Raw genomic sequence first — 17242 nt, forward strand, 5'->3', positions numbered from 1 at the left:
AGGGTTTCTTTCAAGGGTTTCTTCGGACTTGAAAGGTTTCTCCGGACTTGCAGGCCGGCCGAGCGTCCCCTCGGACACGTGCGCCGAGGCGGCGGAGCCGAACGAATCGAGGCTAGATACTCGTGCGCGTATCACGTGATCCGCAACTGCTCAGCCTCCAACGGCGCCGATCGGGGCTTGAACGGTAGCCATTGACGAACGAACGGCAGGGGCCTGGAAGATATGCACGGGCACTCTTGTGGGTGCGTTATCGGCTGCGTACAGTACGAGCCCGATGGCGCCCCTGGCCACTCGCCTCGACCGCCCGGATCAGCCCGACCGGAGTGACGTAATGGTCGGTGACGGGCTATGCGGAGGCGCCACCGGATCTCAGGCTCTTCGGGTCCGGTGCCGTCACCGGGTACGCGCAAGGGGCGGGCCCGAGCCTGCACATTCCTCCGTCATGAGATCGACCGAGAGGAGGTAAGCGAATGGCATCGTGGGAGACGCCCGAATTCGAGGAAATCGGCTGCGGAGCCGAGGTCACCATGTATTACTTCGCCGAGGCGGACGACTAGTCGGTCCGGCCGGTCGGACGCACAGCTGGTCGGTCGGGCGGCTCCGGATCCACGCGCCCGGCGCCCCCGGCCTCCAGCACCAGGCGACATCGCATCGGACCGTCCAGATCGACCCAGGAGCGGAAGAAGGACCAGGATGTGGCTGCGGGTGCTGGGTTCGGCGGCGGGCGGCGGGTTTCCGCAGTGGAACTGCGGCTGCCCGGGATGCCGCGCGGTACGGGACGGTTCTCGGCCCTGCCGGCCCCGCACCCAGTCCTCCCTCGCCGTGAGCCCCGATCACCAGCGGTGGTTCCTCCTCAACGCCTCCCCTGACGTCCACGCCCACATCGAGTCCCTGCCGGCCCCGCGACGGGGCGAGGGCCGGACGACGCCGCTGGCAGCGGTACTGCTCACCGACGCCGAACTCGATCACACACTCGGCCTGCTGCTCCTGCGCGAGGGACGGGCCCTCGAAGTGCACGCCACTCAAGCGGTGCACGAGGCGTTGTACGACGGGACGTCGTTGCTCCGCACCTTGGAGCGCTACTGCGCGGTCGAGTGGCGAACGGTCGTTCCAGGAGCCGACGTGTCCCTGGGGGACGGCCTCAGCTACCGGGCCTTCGACGTACCCACGACCAAGCAGGCGCGCTTCGGACCCACGAACGGGCCGGGCCGGGTGGTGGGTTACCGCCTGACGGACGAGCGCGGCGGCCGGTCAGCGGTGTATCTCCCGGGGCTGCAGCAGCTCACCCCGGCGGTACGCGCGCAGTTGGACGACTGCGCGTGTCTGCTCGTCGACGGGACCTGCTGGCACGACGACGAGCTGATCCGGCTCGGCCTGGCCGGCAAGACGGCACGAGAGATGGGCCACCTGCCGATCGACGGTCCGGACGGCAGCCTCGAACAGCTCTCGTCTCTTCCCGTCGAGCGCAAGATCTACGTGCACATGAACAACACCAATCCCATTCTCCTGGAGGACGCGCCTGAACGACGTCTGGTCGAGAAGCAGGGAATGGAAGTGGCCGCGGACGGGCTGGAGATACGGGTGTGAAGCTGCGATGACGTCAACCGAGGTCGAGCCAGAGGTGACCCACGATCTGGTGGAGGCGCTGCGCGCCCAGTCGCGCCGCTACCACCATCAGCACCCCTTCCACATCGAGATGAACGACGGCCGGCTGAGCCGGCACCAGATTCAGGGCTGGGTGGCGAACCGCTTCTACTACCAGGCGAACATCCCCCGCAAGGATGCCGCGATCCTCTCCAACTGCCCCGACATCGAGGTGCGCCGTCGGTGGATCCGTCGTATCCACGACCACGACGGCACCCGGAGCGGCGAGGGCGGCATCGAAGCATGGCTCCGCCTGGGCGATGCGGTGGGACTGACCCGCGAGGAGCTGCGGGACGAACGCCATGTCGCCCCCGGGGTCCGGTCCGCCGTCGACGACTACGTCACCTTTGCCCGCACCCGGCCCTGGACCGAGGCGGTGGCGTCCTCACTGACCGAACTCTTCGCCCCGGACCTGATGGCCCAGCGCATCGTCGCGTTCGAGCGCTTCTACCCCTGGATCGACCCGGATGGCCTGGCCTACTTCCGAGTCCGGCTGGAGCAGGCGCCCCGCGACGCCGAGCACGCGCTGGAGGTCGTGACCGCGCACTGCCGGTCGGCTGAGGCACAGCAGCGCGCCGTGGCGGCGCTGACGTTCAAGTGCGAGCTGCTCTGGAGGATGCTGGATGCCATCGGCGAAACCTACCCGAAGTGACCGGCGCGCGGCCGACCGAAGCCGTACCGCGGCGACGTCGTCGAGCCGTCCGAAACTGGCGTCCCACGTTCGCATGCGGTTCGACGCGGCGCGGGGACAACACGTCCTGCTGAGGCCGGAGTCGGTCATGGTCCTCAATCCGACGGGCGCGGACATCCTCAGCCTGTGCGACGGCCACCACACGGTGGCGGAGATCGTGGCGACGCTCCAGAGCCGATACGACGGGGTCGTCGACGACGAGGTGCGGCGCTTCCTCGACCGGCTGGCCACCAAGCGGTGTGTGGAGATGAGCGATGGATAGCCCCTTCGGACTACTGGCCGAACTCACCTACCGCTGCCCGTTGGCGTGTGCGTACTGCTCCAACCCGGTCAACCTCGGTGACTACCACGACGAACTGACCACGGCGCAGTGGCAGCGCGTGCTGATCGAGGCCCAGGAGCTGGGCGTGCTGCAGCTCCATCTGTCGGGCGGAGAGCCGCTGCTACGCCGTGACCTGGTCGACCTGGTGACCAGCGCCCGGTACCTGGGCCTCTACACCAACCTCATCACCAGTGCCCTCGGCCTGTCCCGGCGCCGCGCGGAGCAGCTCAGGGCGGCCGGTCTCGACCATGTGCAGATCAGCATCCAGGCCGACGAGCCGACCCTGTCCGACGGGATCGCCGGCACTCCGTCCTACGCGAGCAAGATCGAGGCGGCTCGCACGGTGAAGGAGCTGGGGTGGCCCCTCACCCTGAACGTGGTCCTGCACCGCCGGAACATGGACCGGGTCGCCGCCGTGCTGGACCTGGCCGAGGAACTGGGGGCCGACCAGCTCGAGTTGGCCAACACCCAGTACTACGGCTGGGCGTGGCGCAACCGTGATGCGCTGTTGCCCAGCAGGGCGCAGCTCGATCGGGCGGAGGCAGTGGTGCGTGCCGCGCGGAAGCGGCTCAAGGGGCGGATGGACATCGTCTATGTCCTTCCCGACTATTACAGCCAGTACCCCAAGCCCTGCATGGGCGGCTGGGGGAAGCGGCAGCTGACGGTCACCCCGAACGGCGACGTGCTGCCCTGCCCGGCCGCGCACGCGCTGCCCCTGCCGCGCGCGAGCGTGCACGAGGACTCCCTGGCACGGATCTGGGCCCGCTCTCCGCTGTTCCGGAGTTTCCGCGGTACGGACTGGATGCCGGAGCCGTGCCGAAGCTGCGAGCGCCGCGAGATCGACTTCGGTGGCTGCCGCTGCCAGGCCTTCCAGCTCACCGGCGACGCGGCACGCACCGATCCGGTCTGCCATCTCTCTCCCGATCACGGGATCGTGGCCGAGAGGGTGCGCGCCGCCAACGAGGGGACCGGGCTCGGCGACGGCGTACTCGTCCCCCGGCCACACCGCGGCCGCCCGAGCCAGGGGTAGTTCGCGGCGCCGGCTGCCGACCACAACGGGTTCAGACGCAGGAAGGCTCTGATACATGCACTCGATCTGGTTGCTCCTCGGTGCCGGCTTCGTCCTCAGCCTGGACAATTTCCGGGTGGCCGTCGTGCTCGGCACGGTTCCGTTCAGCCTCCGCCGCGCGTTCCAGGTCGCCCTGATATTCGGCGTGTGGGACGGCGTGATGCCGCTGGTCGGCCTGCTGCTCGGCCGTTACGCCGGCCAGGCGATCGGCCCGATCTCCACCATCGCGGGTTCGATAGCGCTGGGCGGTTACGGGCTGTACCTCCTCGTCCAGGCCTTGCGGAACCCGGAGTCCCCCGACGAGATCGACAACCCGTGGGTGACGCTCTTCGGCATCCCGCTCTCCTTGAGCCTGGACAACCTGGTCGGCGGCGCGAGTCTGGGACTGCTCGGATTCGCCCCCTGGGTCACGGCCATCGTGTTCGGGGCCGCTACCGCGGTGATGACGTTGATCGGGCTGCACATGGGGAGGTTCGCCGCGCACCTCATCCGTATCCGCTCCGACCTGCTCAGCGGTGGCGCGCTCATACTCGCGGCCGTCGCCCTGCCCCTCCTGCCCGGCTGACGCGACGGCGGGCGCGACGGTGGGCGCGGCTAACGCACCGCGGTCCGACCCGGGTTCACAGGCCCAGGGCCCTGCGCACGGCTGACGCGTGCCGACGTGAGACCGGCACCATGTCGTCCTTCCGGTTGTCCATGACCAGGAACAGCTCCCCCTTGAACCCGCGCTCGATCTCCCGGACCCGGCTGAGGTTCACCACGTACCGGCGGTGGACCCGCAGGAAGCCGGCGTCGGTCAGCTCCTCGTCGAGCTTGTCCAAGCCCTGGGAGGCGGAACGAAACCGCCCCTGGTCGGTGAAGAGCCACACGTTGTTGCCGTCCGACTCGGCGAAGCACACCTCCGGCAGCCGTAGCAGCACCGTCCGGTCCTCGCGTACCGCCACCAGCCGGCGCGGCTTCATCCACGGATGGCCGGGCCCCGTCACCGTGGGGGTCTGCGCTCCCTCGGAGGCGCCGAGCCAGATCAGGTGCCCGACGAGGCCACCGCGGAGAAACACGGGCCGGATCGTGATCGGCGTCGGTTCGTCGCGCAGGTGGGCGTAGATCTGTGTGGAACCGACCCAGTCCGGGGTGTGGGCGGCCGTCTTGCTGGCGTACCGCACGATGCGGGTGAGGTCGGGCAGCCCGGAGTCCCACCGCTGGTCCGGGTCGACTGCCGAGACGTCGGGGCGGACGCCCATCAGAAGGCTCGCCGGCTCGTCGGCGATCACCACCTTGCCCGCCGTGTCCACCGCGGCCACTCCGGTGCCGGAAAGAGCCTTGACCTGGGTGAACGCGGCGGCCAGCTCCGCGCCGCTGTCACGAGCGCGCCGGTTCAGCGTCCCCTGCGCCGTGGTGGCCGCGTTGCCCAGCCACCGGGTCGCGGCCTCCGGAAGTTGGGTGCGCCAGCAGGAAATGTTCATCACCGCGATCGGCTCGCCGGTCACCACATGGCGCACCGCCACGCCGACACAGGCCCAGTCGTGGAAGGCCTTGCACCAGTGCTCCGCGCCCCTGATCAGTACCGGGCCGCGCGCCTCGAGAGCCGTGCCCATCCCGTTCGTGCCGACCGCGTACTCGCTCCAGCAGCCCCAGGGCGCCAGATTGGCGTCGGCGGCTCTGCCGAGAGTGGCCCGGTCACCCCAGGAGGCCAGGATCCGGCCGGCGGCGTCGGCGACGGTGACGATGCCGTTGAGCCCGTCCACCTCGTGCGCCACGGACGCGGCGAGACCACCCAGCTCAGTGAAGATCACGTCATGTTCAAGCGTGTGGTCGACGCTCCCGAGAGCTGAGGGAGCCTCCGTGAGATGGGGGTCGACCCGGTACTGCTCCCGACATCGATGCCAGGAGATCGCCACCTCGGGCCGGACACCGCGGACGTCGTCCTCGCCCTGCATGAACCTTTCCCAGGCGGCCAGCACCGTGCTCCTGCCGCCCCTCACGGACGCGGGCCCAGGCCGACGCAGATCCTTCATGAGGAGAACCGCCCTTGGTCCATCCATGACCGACGCCGCGTCGCGGGCGCGGGGGACGCTCGGTACCCGCCAGGGGCCGGACCGCCGGTCCCAGCCGACAGCGAACGGGACATGCTGTCGCGCGGTGTGATGGCGCTCAACAACATCACCACCCTGTCCCGTCTCTACAGCCGAAGACCATCTCGGTCAGGTCCCGAGGACCCGGTAGGCGAGCAGCACGTTCGACCGGTCGAGCAAGGACCGGTCCCACTCACGGCACCCCCGAACGCCTTTCACGCCAGGGTCACCCAGACAGGGGGCAATAGCCAGTCAAGTGCGCGAACTGACCCTGTCCCATGGGTAGTTGCGATGCGGTGCGGGGTGTGTTGTGCGGCCAGAATACGGTCGGCAGGTCAGCAAGGTCAACGGTCCGCGGTCGGGCGCGCCGCGTTCCCGGGACGCGGCGGGAGCACGCCGCCGAGGAGTCGCGCCTCCGCTGTGGCCACGCGGCCACGCGGTCGTACCTCTGCGGCCACGCGATCGACGCCTCACGCAAAATGCCTGCTCAGCGCAGTGAGCAGGCATTTCGAAGACATATCCAAGAAGATACGCCCAAGAAGATATGTCCAAAATGTGTCCGAGGGGGGACTTGAACCCCCACGCCCGATAAAGGGCACTAGCACCTCAAGCTAGCGCGTCTGCCATTCCGCCACCCGGACCAGGTGTCTGCCGCTTGCACGGAGGTGCTCCGCGCGGCGACATGGACAACAATACCAAGCTTTCGGAGTGGCTTTCACCTGCGTTTCCTCGCCCCGCCGGGGGTCCGGGCGGGACGAGGAACCGGGCTCACGGCATCAGGTGGTACTCCGGGAAGTTCCCCGGCAGCCGCTCCCCCACCGGACCGTGGGTGACCGCGCGGATCAGGAGTTCGCCGCCCACGAACGCGCCGCGCCAGGACGCGCCGAAGCCGCCGAACAGCTCGTCGCGGTCACCCCGGGAGCGGGGCCTGCCGTGGCCGACCTTGAAGGCGCGGATCTGCGGGGCCAGGCGGTGGTACGTGGCCTCGTCGTCCGTGGAGAGGGTCGCGACCAGTGCGCCGTTCGACGCGTTCATCGCCGCGAGCAGCTCCGCCTCCGTGTCGACCAGGACGATGGTGTCGACCGGGCCGAAGGGTTCCGCGTGGTGGAGCGGGGAGGACGGGGGCGGATTCAGGATCGTGACCGGCTGGACGTACGCCGAGGTGTCCTGGCCGGGCAGGAAGCGGGCGTCGGCGAACCTGCCGCGGTGCAGCGGTACGGCGCCGCGGTCGATGGCCTCGGCGACCTGGTCGTGCAGCTCCTTCGCCTTGGCCGCGTTGATCACCGGCCCGAAGTCCAGCCGCGGGTACGGGTCTTCGGGCCGTTCGACGGCCAGCGGGTGCCCGACGCGCAGGGTCCTCACCGCCGGGAGGTAGGCCGTGAGGAACTCGTCGAACAGCTCCCGCTGGACGACGAAGCGCGGGTAGGCCGTGCAGCGCTGCTTGCCGTAGTCGAAGAGCTTCGGGACGACGGCCGTCAGCGCGTCCCAGTCCGTGTAGTTCCAGATGCCCCAGGTGTTCAGGCCCTCCTGTTCGAGTACGTGCCGTTTGCCCAGGTCGGCGACTGCCGTGGCCACCGCGGCGCCGGTGTCGCGGCCGCCGACGAAGGAGACGCAGCCGATCTCGGGCGCGCGCACGAGCGCCCGGGACAGCTCGCCTCCGCTGCCGCTGACGAGGGTGACGGGGATGCCCTCGCGGGCGGCGAGCGCGCAGGCCAGGGTGAGGCAGGCCACGCCGCCGTCGGTCGGGGTCTTGGCGATGACCGCGTTGCCTGCCAGTGCCTGTACCAGCAGGGCGTGGACGAGCACGCTCATCGGGTAGTTCCAGCTCGCGATGTTGGACACCGGGCCGTCCAGCGGGGCCCGGTCCGCGACCATGGGTTCGATGCCGTCGACGTACCAGCGCACGCCGTCGACGGCACGGTCGACGTCGGCCTGCGCGAGGCGCCAGGGCTTGCCGATCTCCCAGACGAGGAGGAGGGCGAGCAGTTCGCGGTGCTGGGTGAGCGCGTCGAGGGTGGCCGCGACGCGGGCCCGGCGTTCGTCGAGGGGGACGTGCCGCCAGGCGCGGTGGTGGTCGAGGGCGGCGCGGACGGCCTGGTGGGCCGTGGCGCCGTCCAGTCGCGGCGGCCCGGCGACGGGGCCTCCGTCGACGGGGCTGGTGGCGGGCAGTGCCCGGCCGTCCGCCTGCCAGGCGGCGCCCCAGAGGTTGAGGACGCGGTCGTCCCGGAACGCCTCGGGCGCCACGGTCAGACAGCGCCGCCAGGCGTCGGTCCACGAGGTGCGGGACTTGAGGGTGAGGGTGGACGGGAGGGTGGGGAGAGTGGGTGGGACGGTGGGTGCCATTCGGTTGCTCCGCTCTCGGTGCACAGTCGGGGGCGGTCGTTCATGGCTCGTCGGCGCCCGGAGGAGACCGGGCGGCGACTGTGGGTGATGTCAGTCAACCGTGGGTGATGTCATGCTCCGCTTCCGGGCGGGTCCTGGCGGGCCAGGCGGTCAAGGCGGTCCACCACCAGTCGGGCCGTCCCGGTCGGCGTGACGCCCACCTGTACGCCGGCCGCCTCCAGGGCCTCCTTCTTCGCCCGTGCCGTGCCGGACGAACCGGACACGATGGCGCCGGCGTGGCCCATCGTCCTGCCCTCGGGAGCGGTGAAGCCGGCGATGTAGCCGACGACGGGTTTGGTGACGTGGTCGCGGACGTACGCGGCCGCGCGTTCCTCGGCGTCGCCGCCGATCTCCCCGATGAGGACGATGAGTTCGGTGTCGGGGTCGTCCTGGAAGGCGGCCAGGCAGTCGATGTGGGTGGTGCCGACGACCGGGTCGCCGCCGATGCCCACACAGGTCGAGAAGCCGATGTCCCGCAGCTCGTACATGAGTTGATAGGTGAGCGTGCCGGACTTGGAGACCAGGCCGATACGGCCCGGCTTGGTGATGTCGGCGGGGATGATGCCCGCGTTCGACTGGCCGGGGGTGATCAGTCCCGGGCAGTTGGGGCCGACGATCCGCGTGCCCCGCTCCCTCGCGTACGTGGTGAACGCGACCGAGTCGTGGACCGGGATGCCCTCCGTGATGACGACCGCGAGGCCGATTCCGGCGTCGACCGCCTCGACGACCGCCGCTTTGGCGAAGGCCGGTGGGACGAAGACGACGCTGACGTCGGCGCCGGTCGCCTCGATGCCTTCGCGTACGGAGCCGAAGACGGGAACGGCACGGTCGTCGAAGTCGACGCTGCGGCCCGCCTTGCGCGGGTTGACGCCGCCGACGACGTCGGTGCCCGCGGCGAGCATGCGCCGGGTGTGCTTCATGCCCTCGCCGCCGGTCATGCCCTGGACGAGGACCTTGCTCTCCTTGGTGAGGTAGATGGCCATGTCCCGCTCCTTCAGGTGGCGTCGGCGAACTGGGCGGCGCGGCGCGCGGCGCCGTCCATGGTGGTGGCCTGCTGGACCAGGGGGTGCGCGCGCTCGTCGAGGATCGCGCGGCCGCGTGCGGCGTTGTTGCCGTCGAGCCGGACGACCAGCGGTTTGGTCAACTGGACGGTGTCCAGGGCCCGCACGATGCCGTCGGCGACCGCGTCGCAGGCCGTGATGCCGCCGAAGACGTTGACGAAGACCGACCTGACGGCCGGGTCGGACAGGATGACGGAGAGGCCGTCCGCCATGATCTGGGCGGAGGCGCCGCCGCCGATGTCGAGGAAGTTGGCGGGGCGCGCGCCGCAGCCGGCGACCACGTCGAGGGTCGACATGACCAGCCCGGCGCCGTTGCCGATGACGCCGACCTCGCCGTCCAGTTTCACGTAGTTGAGGCCCTTGGCCATGGCCGCGGCCTCCAACGGGTCGTCGTGCTCCGCCTCCTGGTCACCCCAACGAGCCTGCCGGAAACGGGCGTTGTCGTCGAGGGTCACCTTGCCGTCGAGGGCGAGGAGCTGCCCCTGGGCGGTACGGACGAGGGGGTTCACCTCGACGAGGACGGCGTCCTCGCGGACGAGTACGTCCCAGAGCCTGACCAGCACGTCGACGGCCTGCGGGGGCAGGCCGGCGGCCTCGGCGATCTCCGCGGCCCTCGCCGAGGTGACCCCCTCGGCCGGGTCGATGTGGACGCGCGCCACGGCGTCCGGACGGGTCGCGGCGACCTCCTCGATGTCCATGCCGCCCTCGGCCGAGGCGATCGCGAGGAACCGGCCGGCCGCGCGGTCCAGTACGTAACCGACGTAGAACTCGGCTTCTATGTCGACCGGTTGGGCCAGCATCACCGTGCCGACCCTGTGGCCCTTGATGTCCATGCCGAGGATCTGGCGGGCCGTCAGTTCGGTGGCGGCCGGGTCGGCGGCGAGTTTCACTCCGCCCGCCTTGCCGCGTCCGCCGGTCTTCACCTGTGCCTTGACGACGACGCGGCCGCCCAGCCTGCGGGCGATCTCACGTGCCTCCTTGGGCGAGTCGGTGATCTCCGCCCGCGGCACCAAGATGCCGTGTTCTTCGAAGAGTTCCCTTGCCTGGTGCTCGAACAGGTCCATCTCGGCTCCCTCGTAAAAGTGCCGCACGCCCCCTGGACACCACCCACCGGATGCGGGATAACAAGCTTCATACAGTATTCGTCGACTGTATGCAATGTACCGCGACGGCATCCACGAGCAGTGCGCGCACCCCGTGTGAGCTGCACTTCAGCGCGCCCAATCCCCTACGAAGGGACAGGACTTCGCCATGCCCGACGACACCAGCCAGAACCTCATCTCCGGTGGGCACCTGGTCGCCAAGGCACTCAAAGCGGAGGGTGTGGAGGTCATCTACACGCTCTGCGGCGGCCACATCATCGACATCTACGACGGCTGCGTCGACGAAGGCATAGAGGTGGTCGACGTACGTCACGAGCAGGTCGCCGCCCACGCCGCCGACGGATACGCACGCATCACCGGAAAGCCGGGCTGCGCGGTCGTCACCGCCGGTCCCGGCACGACCGACGCCGTGACGGGTGTCGCCAACGCCTTCCGCGCGGAGTCCCCGATGCTGCTGATCGGCGGCCAGGGCGCCCATACGCAGCACAAGATGGGGTCGCTCCAGGACCTGCCGCACGTCGACATGATGACGCCGATCACCAAGTTCGCCGCGACCGTGCCGGACACGGCGCGGGCCGCCGACATGGTGTCCATGGCGTTCCGCGAGTGCTACCACGGGGCGCCGGGCCCGTCCTTCCTGGAGATCCCGCGCGACGTCCTGGACGCCAAGGTGCCGGTGGACAAGGCCCGGGTGCCCGCCGCCGGGCAGTACCGGGCCTCCACCCGCTCGGCCGGCGACCCCGAGGCCGTCGAGAAGCTCGCCGACCTCCTCGTGCACGCGGAGAAGCCGGCGATCCTGCTGGGCAGCCAGGTGTGGACGACCCGCGGCACCGAGTCCGCCATCGACCTCGTCCGCGGTCTCAACATCCCCGCCTACATGAACGGCGCGGGACGCGGCACGCTGCCGCCCGGGGACCCGCACCACTTCCAGCTCTCGCGCCGCTACGCCTTCTCGCACGCCGACGTCATCGTGATCGTCGGCACGCCCTTCGACTTCCGCATGGGCTACGGCAAGCGGCTGTCGCCGGACGCGACCGTCGTGCAGATCGACCTCGACTACCGGACCGTCGGCAAGAACCGGGACATCGACCTGGGCATCGTCGGGGACGCCGGTCTGGTCCTGAAGTCGGTCGCCGAGGCCGCCTCCGGGCGCCTCAACGGGGGCGCGGCCAAGCGCAAGGAGTGGCTCGACGAGCTGCGCGCCGCCGAGCAGACCGCCATCGAGAAGCGGCTGCCCAGCCTGAAGTCGGACGCCTCGCCGATCCACCCGTACCGGCTGGTCAGCGAGATCAACGACTTCCTGACCGAGGACTCCATCTACGTCGGCGACGGCGGCGACATCGTCACCTTCTCCGGGCAGGTCGTGCAGCCCAAGTCACCCGGCCACTGGATGGACCCGGGACCGCTCGGCACGCTCGGCGTCGGCATCCCCTTCGTGCTCGCCGCCAAGAAGGCACGGCCCGACAAGGAGGTCGTCGCCCTCTTCGGGGACGGCGCCTTCTCCCTGACCGGCTGGGACTTCGAGACCCTCGTCCGCTACGACCTCCCCTTCGTCGGCGTCGTCGGCAACAACTCCTCCATGAACCAGATCCGCTACGGCCAGGCCGCCAAGTACGGCCTGGAGCGCGAGCGCGTCGGCAACACCCTCGGCGACGTCCACTACGACAAGTTCGCGCAGATGCTGGGCGGTCACGGCGAGGAGGTCCGCGACCCCGCCGACATCGGCCCGGCGCTCCGGCGCGCCCGTGAGTCGGGCAAGCCGTCGCTCATCAACGTCTGGGTCGACCCGGACGCGTACGCACCCGGAACCATGAACCAGACGATGTACAAGTGAGGTGGCCCCGTTGACAACAACGACGACAACGACGCCGGCGACGGCATCGACCACCGCGACGCCGTCGGCCTCGCCCAGGGCTCTCGAAGGCGTCCGCGTCCTCGACATGACACACGTCCAGTCCGGGCCGTCCGCCACCCAGCTGCTCGCCTGGCTCGGTGCGGACGTCGTCAAGCTGGAGGCGCCGACCGGGGACATCACGCGCAAGCAGCTGCGCGACCTCCCGGACGTCGACTCCCTCTATTTCACGATGCTCAACTGCAACAAGCGGAGCATCACCCTCAACACCAAGACCGAGCGCGGCAAGGAGATCCTCACCGAGCTGATCCGGCGCTCCGACGTGATGGTCGAGAACTTCGGGCCGGGCGCGGTCGACCGCATGGGCTTCACCTGGGACCGCATCCAGGAGATCAATCCGCGAATCGTGTATGCCTCCGTCAAGGGGTTCGGGGACGGTCCATACACCAACTTCAAGGCGTACGAAGTCGTCGCTCAGGCCATGGGCGGGTCGATGTCGACCACCGGTTTCGAGGACGGGCCGCCGCTGGCGACGGGGGCCCAGATCGGTGACTCGGGCACGGGCATCCATGTGGTGGCCGCGATCCTCGCCGCCCTGTTCCAGCGGGAGAACACGGGGCGCGGGCAGCGCGTGAACGTGGCGATGCAGCACGCCGTGCTGAATCTGTGCCGGGTGAAACTGCGGGACCAGCAGCGCCTCGGGCAGGGGCCGCTGGCTGAATATCCCAACGACGACTTCGGCGACGAGGTTCCCAGGTCCGGAAACGCGTCCGGCGGCGGTCAGCCCGGCTGGGCCGTCAAGTGCGCGCCGGGCGGCCCCAACGACTATGTGTACGTCATCGTGCAGCCGGTCGGCTGGAAGCCCCTCACCGAGCTCATCGGCCGGCCCGAGCTGGCGGACGACCCCGAGTGGGCGACCCCGGAGGCGCGTCTGCCCCAGCTCACCAAGATGTTCCAGCTGATCGAGGAGTGGTCGTCCACGCTCCCCAAGTGGCAGGTGCTGGAGAGGCTCAACGCCCACAACATCCCGTGCGGCCCGATCCTGTCCACCAAGGAGATCATCGAGGACGAGTCGCTGATCGCCAACGAGATGGTCGTGACGGTGCCGCACCCCGAGCGCGGCGACTTCGTGACCGTGGGCAGCCCGCTGAAGCTCTCCGACTCCCCCGTGGACGTGACCAGTTCACCGCTGCTCGGCGAGCACAACGAAGAGGTGTACATCGGCGAGCTGGGCCTCGGCGACGAGGAACTGCGCCTGCTCAAGTCGAACGGAGTGATCTGATTGCCGGCCGAGGACCGAGTGTCGAGGGTACGTACGCTGCTCGACGCCGTGCGGGCCGAGGGACGGACCGCGCTGACCGCACCCGAGGGCAAGGTGCTCGCCGACGCGTACGCGATCGCCGTACCCGGTGAGGAACTGGCGACCGACGTCGAGGAGGCGGTCGCGTACGCGGCTCGCTTCGGCGGCCCCGTCGTCATGAAGATCGTCTCTGCGGACATCCTCCACAAGACCGACGCGGGCGGCGTGATCGTCGGGGTGGAGGGCGCGGGAGACGTACGCGCCGCCTTCCACAAGATCATCGAGAACGCCCGCGCCTACGACTCCAGGGCCCGCATCGAGGGCGTACAGATCCAGGAACTGCTGCCCCAGGGGCAGGAGGTGATCGTCGGCGCGGTGACCGATCCGACGTTCGGGAAGGTCGTGGCGTTCGGGCTCGGCGGTGTGCTGGTCGAGGTCCTGAAAGACGTGACGTTCCGGCTGGCGCCCGTCGACGGGGACGAGGCGCTGTCGATGCTGGACTCGATCCGGGCCGCGGAGATCCTGCGCGGGGTGCGGGGCGCGCCCGCGGTGGACCGGTGGGCGATCGCCGAGCAGATCCGCCGCGTCTCCGAACTGGTCGCGGACTTCCCGGAGATCGCCGAGGTGGACCTGAACCCGGTGATCGCCACCCCGCAGGGCGCGGTGGCCGCGGACATCCGGGTCATCCTCGCCGAGTCGGTGGCCGAGCCCCGCCGCACGTACGGCCGCGACGAGATCCTCACCTCGATGCGCCGGCTGATGGAACCGACGTCGGTCGCCGTGATCGGTGCCTCCGACGTGCCGGGCAAGATCGGCAACTCGGTGATGCGCAACCTCGTCGACGGCGGTTTCTCCGGAGAGATCCATCCGGTGAACCCCAAGGGCGATGACATTCTCGGCCGCAAGGCGTACAAGAGTGTCACGGACGTTCCCGGTGAGGTGGATGTGGCGGTCTTCGCCATCCCCGCCAAGTTCGTGGCCGCGGCCCTGGAGGAGGTGGGACGCAAAGGCATCCCCAACGCGGTGCTGATCCCCTCCGGGTTCGCGGAGACCGGTGAGCACGCGCTCCAGGACGAGCTCGTGGCCATCGGCGAACGGTACGGCGTCCGGCTGCTCGGGCCGAACATCTACGGCTACTACTCGACGTGGCAGGACCTGTGCGCCACGTTCTGCACGCCGTACGACGTGAAGGGCGGTGTCGCGCTCACCTCGCAGTCCGGTGGCATAGGGATGGCCATTTTGGGTTTCGCGCGCACGACGAAGACGGGCGTCTCCGCGATCGTGGGCCTGGGCAACAAGTCGGATCTGGACGAGGACGACCTGCTGACCTGGTTCGGTGAGGACCCGCACACGCACTGCATCGCCATGCACCTGGAGGACCTCAAGGACGGGCGTGCCTTCGTGGAGGCCGCGCGGGCCACCGTCCCCAAGAAGCCGGTGATCGTCCTGAAAGCGGGCCGTACGGCGGCCGGCGCCAAGGCCGCGGGCTCCCACACGGGCGCCCTCGCGGGCGACGACGCCGTGTACGAGGACATCCTGAAGCAGGCCGGTGTCATCAGGGCGCCCGGTCTGAACGAGATGCTGGAGTACGCGCGCGCGTTGCCGGTGCTTCCCGCTCCGCGGGGCGACAACATCGTGATCATCACGGGCGCCGGCGGCAGCGGCGTACTGCTGTCCGACGCGGTGACCGACAACGGCCTGTCCCTGATGGACATCCCGCCGGACCTGGACGCGTCCTTCAGGACGTTCATCCCGCCGTTCGGGGCCGCGGGCAACCCGGTGGACATCACGGGCGGCGAACCCCCGTCGACGTACGAGGCGACGATCCGGCTCGGCCTGGAGGATCCGCGGATCCACGCGCTGGTCCTGGGCTACTGGCACACCATCGTGACCCCTCCCATGGTCTTCGCCGAGCTCACCGCGCGCGTGGTGGCCGAATTCAGGGAGCGCGGGATCGAGAAGCCCGTCGTGGCGTCGCTCGCGGGCGACGTCGAGGTCGAGGAGGCCTGCCAGTACCTCTTCGAGCACGGGGTCGTGGCCTACCCGTACACCACCGAGAAGCCGGTGGCGGTGCTCGGCGCGAAGTACCGCTGGGCTCGGGCCGCGGGGCTGTTGGGGGGCGGTTCATGACCTGACCCGGCGAAGGGGCGGGCCGACGGTGCGCGTCGGCCCGCCCCGGGACCCGTGCGCACACGAAAGGCATTGGACAGGGGGCGCTGGCCAGATCTTTCGACGCAAGGGGTGCAACACGACATGACAACCACCGACATCACGACACCCGTCCCGTACCGGGAGGTGCCGGACCGCAACGGCCGTCTGTACCGGATCGGCGAGACCGACCGGGACATCATGGGACGACCACGCTGGACCATGGTGCTCTTCCCCTGGATGGGCATGCTGGGCATCAGTTCCTCGGAGTACGCGTTCACCTCCGCCGAGGACACCCTGCACGAGGCACATCTCTGGAACAGCGGGCACATATTCTGGCTGATGGGAGTGTGGATCTTCTTCCAGGCGGCCGTGGCCTTCCCGGCCGGCCAGCTGCGCGAGAGCGGAAGGCTGCCCGCGCGGTACGCCATGATGCTCGGCGCACTCGGTACGTTCCTGGGCTATCTCTCGCTGGCGTACGCACCGCATGTGATCGTCGCGTACATAGGCTTCGGCATGTTCAGCGGCATAGGCGCCGGCCTCGTCTACGCGACCTGCGTGAACATGGTCGGCAAGTGGTACCCGGAACGCAAGGGCGGCAAGACCGGCATGGTCAACGGCGGTTTCGCCTACGGCTCCGTGCCCTTCGTGTTCCTCTTCACCTCGTACATGGACCTGTCCAACTACGAGACCGTGCTGGTCTTCGTCGGCGCGACCTGCTGCGCGGTCGTCGCCGTCGCCGGCTGGTTCTTCAAGGACCCGCCGAAGAACTGGTGGCCCGCGCACGTCGACCCGCTGAAGACCTCCGACGACCCGCGGGTCGTGCGGGCCCTCGCGAAGAACCCGCCGGCGGTCAAGCAGTACACACCGCGGGAGGCCGCCAGGACACCCGTGCTGTGGATGATGTGGTTCTGCCTGCTGTGCACGGCCGGCATCAACATCTTCGGCATCGCCATGCAGGTGCCGTTCGGAAAGGAGATGGGGTTCGCGGGCGGCATCGTGGCCACCGCCATGTCCCTCAAGGCCATCGTGAACGGCACCGGACGTGGTGTCATCGGCTGGATATCGGACCGCTACGGCCGCCGCAACACGCTCGTCATCGTCTGTCTGGTGCTCGGCTGCTCGCAGTTCGGCGTGTTCCTCTCCGGGAACGTGGGCTCGATGCCGTTCTTCCTGGTCTGCTCCATGATCTCCGGCTTCGGCGGCGGCGCGATCTTCCCGCTCTTCGCGGCCATGACGGCCGACTACTTCGGTGAGAACAACAACGCGTCCAACTACGGCATGGTGTACAGCTCCAAGCTCATCTCGGGACTCGTCGGCTCCGGCGTGGGAGCCGTCGTGGTGAGCGCCTGGGGCTACGGAGGGGCCTTCGCGCTGGCGGGCAGCATCGGTATCGGCTCGGCGGTCCTGGCGCTGTTCCTGCGCGCTCCCGGCCGGCCCAGCGCCAAGCGCGTCGTCCCCAATCCGCACCCGATCGGTGAGGAGATGGCCTGACACCAGCCGCTGTCTCCTTGCTCCTCCCGTACCTCCCCTGTTCTGTTCGCCGCGCTCGTCCCCGACCTCCTGGAGTCCTGGAAACCCCCACACTCCGGTTCCGG

At 69.4% G+C, this 17242-nt stretch carries 14 protein-coding genes and 1 tRNA gene; 10 read left to right on the top strand and 5 right to left on the bottom strand.

Going from position 1 to position 17242, the window contains the following annotated elements:
* Positions 1-470 precede the first annotated feature (470 nt).
* The 6 genes from pqqA (at position 471) to ACLVWQ_RS21360 (ending at position 4291) form a co-directional block, all read left to right on the top strand.
* On the top strand, positions 471-557 hold the full coding sequence (pqqA, locus tag ACLVWQ_RS21335) for a pyrroloquinoline quinone precursor peptide PqqA (RefSeq protein WP_414110848.1): 87 nt from the start codon (positions 471-473) through the stop codon (positions 555-557).
* Between the two features lie 136 nt (positions 558-693).
* Positions 694-1587, top strand: a complete 894-nt coding sequence (gene pqqB, locus ACLVWQ_RS21340) for a pyrroloquinoline quinone biosynthesis protein PqqB (RefSeq protein WP_414110646.1) — start codon at positions 694-696, stop codon at positions 1585-1587.
* 7 nt (positions 1588-1594) lie between these two features.
* Positions 1595-2296: a pyrroloquinoline-quinone synthase PqqC gene (gene pqqC / locus ACLVWQ_RS21345; protein WP_414110647.1), complete on the top strand. Its 702-nt coding sequence runs from the start codon at positions 1595-1597 to the stop codon at positions 2294-2296.
* Positions 2268-2597 carry a pyrroloquinoline quinone biosynthesis peptide chaperone PqqD gene (gene pqqD / locus ACLVWQ_RS21350; RefSeq protein ID WP_414110648.1) on the top strand — a complete coding sequence of 110 codons (330 nt, stop codon included), beginning with the start codon at positions 2268-2270 and terminating at the stop codon, positions 2595-2597. Before pqqC ends, pqqD begins: the two co-directional genes overlap by 29 nt.
* On the top strand, positions 2590-3687 hold the full coding sequence (gene pqqE, locus ACLVWQ_RS21355) for a pyrroloquinoline quinone biosynthesis protein PqqE (RefSeq protein ID WP_414110649.1): 1098 nt from the start codon (positions 2590-2592) through the stop codon (positions 3685-3687). Before pqqD ends, pqqE begins: the two co-directional genes overlap by 8 nt.
* A gap of 55 nt (positions 3688-3742) precedes the next feature.
* A complete protein-coding gene (locus ACLVWQ_RS21360) occupies positions 3743-4291 on the top strand; it encodes a manganese efflux pump MntP family protein (protein WP_414110650.1) in 549 nt (182 codons plus the stop codon).
* A gap of 55 nt (positions 4292-4346) precedes the next feature.
* Here ACLVWQ_RS21360 and ACLVWQ_RS21365 read toward each other — a convergent pair whose 3' ends face one another.
* The 5 genes from ACLVWQ_RS21365 to sucC form a co-directional block, all read right to left on the bottom strand.
* Positions 4347-5519: a LytTR family transcriptional regulator DNA-binding domain-containing protein gene (locus tag ACLVWQ_RS21365; protein ID WP_414110652.1), complete on the bottom strand. Its 1173-nt coding sequence runs from the start codon at positions 5517-5519 to the stop codon at positions 4347-4349.
* Positions 5520-6354: 835 nt separating this feature from the next.
* A tRNA-Leu gene (locus tag ACLVWQ_RS21370) sits at positions 6355-6439 on the bottom strand.
* Positions 6440-6566: 127 nt separating this feature from the next.
* Positions 6567-8141, bottom strand: a complete 1575-nt coding sequence (locus ACLVWQ_RS21375; protein ID WP_414110653.1) for an aldehyde dehydrogenase family protein — start codon at positions 8139-8141, stop codon at positions 6567-6569.
* A 110-nt stretch (positions 8142-8251) separates the two neighbouring features.
* Positions 8252-9163: a succinate--CoA ligase subunit alpha gene (gene sucD / locus ACLVWQ_RS21380; RefSeq protein ID WP_414110654.1), complete on the bottom strand. Its 912-nt coding sequence runs from the start codon at positions 9161-9163 to the stop codon at positions 8252-8254.
* 11 nt (positions 9164-9174) lie between these two features.
* Positions 9175-10305, bottom strand: coding sequence for an ADP-forming succinate--CoA ligase subunit beta (sucC, locus tag ACLVWQ_RS21385; RefSeq protein WP_414110656.1), 1131 nt, complete (start codon positions 10303-10305; stop codon positions 9175-9177).
* A 187-nt stretch (positions 10306-10492) separates the two neighbouring features.
* On the opposite strand from sucC, the gene ACLVWQ_RS21390 reads away from it, so the two are divergent.
* The 4 genes from ACLVWQ_RS21390 to ACLVWQ_RS21405 all read left to right on the top strand — a co-directional run bounded on the left by ACLVWQ_RS21390 (position 10493) and on the right by ACLVWQ_RS21405 (position 17138).
* Entirely contained in the window at positions 10493-12178 is a 1686-nt protein-coding gene (locus ACLVWQ_RS21390) for a thiamine pyrophosphate-binding protein (RefSeq protein ID WP_414110657.1), read from the top strand.
* Positions 12179-12188: 10 nt separating this feature from the next.
* Entirely contained in the window at positions 12189-13478 is a 1290-nt protein-coding gene (gene frc / locus ACLVWQ_RS21395) for a formyl-CoA transferase (protein WP_414110658.1), read from the top strand.
* Positions 13479-15626: an acetate--CoA ligase family protein gene (locus ACLVWQ_RS21400; protein ID WP_414110659.1), complete on the top strand. Its 2148-nt coding sequence runs from the start codon at positions 13479-13481 to the stop codon at positions 15624-15626.
* Positions 15627-15749: 123 nt separating this feature from the next.
* Positions 15750-17138 (top strand): OFA family MFS transporter, encoded by a 1389-nt coding sequence (locus ACLVWQ_RS21405; protein WP_414110661.1) that lies wholly within the window; start codon positions 15750-15752, stop codon positions 17136-17138.
* Positions 17139-17242 lie beyond the last annotated feature (104 nt).

This window comes from Streptomyces sp. CWNU-52B (assembly GCF_047444975.1).
Taxonomy (GTDB): domain Bacteria; phylum Actinomycetota; class Actinomycetes; order Streptomycetales; family Streptomycetaceae; genus Streptomyces.

What these genes read in the sequence shown, in the direction of transcription:
- pqqA (WP_414110848.1), top strand. Translation starts at nt 471, where the DNA reads ATGGCATCGTGGGAGACGCCCGAATTCGAGGAAATCGGCTGCGGAGCC.
- pqqB (WP_414110646.1), top strand. Translation starts at nt 694, where the DNA reads ATGTGGCTGCGGGTGCTGGGTTCGGCGGCGGGCGGCGGGTTTCCGCAG.
- pqqC (WP_414110647.1), top strand. Translation starts at nt 1,595, where the DNA reads ATGACGTCAACCGAGGTCGAGCCAGAGGTGACCCACGATCTGGTGGAG.
- pqqD (WP_414110648.1), top strand. Translation starts at nt 2,268, where the DNA reads ATGCCATCGGCGAAACCTACCCGAAGTGACCGGCGCGCGGCCGACCGA.
- pqqE (WP_414110649.1), top strand. Translation starts at nt 2,590, where the DNA reads ATGGATAGCCCCTTCGGACTACTGGCCGAACTCACCTACCGCTGCCCG.
- ACLVWQ_RS21360 (WP_414110650.1), top strand. Translation starts at nt 3,743, where the DNA reads ATGCACTCGATCTGGTTGCTCCTCGGTGCCGGCTTCGTCCTCAGCCTG.
- ACLVWQ_RS21375 (WP_414110653.1), bottom strand. Translation starts at nt 8,141, where the DNA reads ATGGCACCCACCGTCCCACCCACTCTCCCCACCCTCCCGTCCACCCTC.
- sucD (WP_414110654.1), bottom strand. Translation starts at nt 9,163, where the DNA reads ATGGCCATCTACCTCACCAAGGAGAGCAAGGTCCTCGTCCAGGGCATG.
- sucC (WP_414110656.1), bottom strand. Translation starts at nt 10,305, where the DNA reads ATGGACCTGTTCGAGCACCAGGCAAGGGAACTCTTCGAAGAACACGGC.
- ACLVWQ_RS21390 (WP_414110657.1), top strand. Translation starts at nt 10,493, where the DNA reads ATGCCCGACGACACCAGCCAGAACCTCATCTCCGGTGGGCACCTGGTC.
- ACLVWQ_RS21405 (WP_414110661.1), top strand. Translation starts at nt 15,750, where the DNA reads ATGACAACCACCGACATCACGACACCCGTCCCGTACCGGGAGGTGCCG.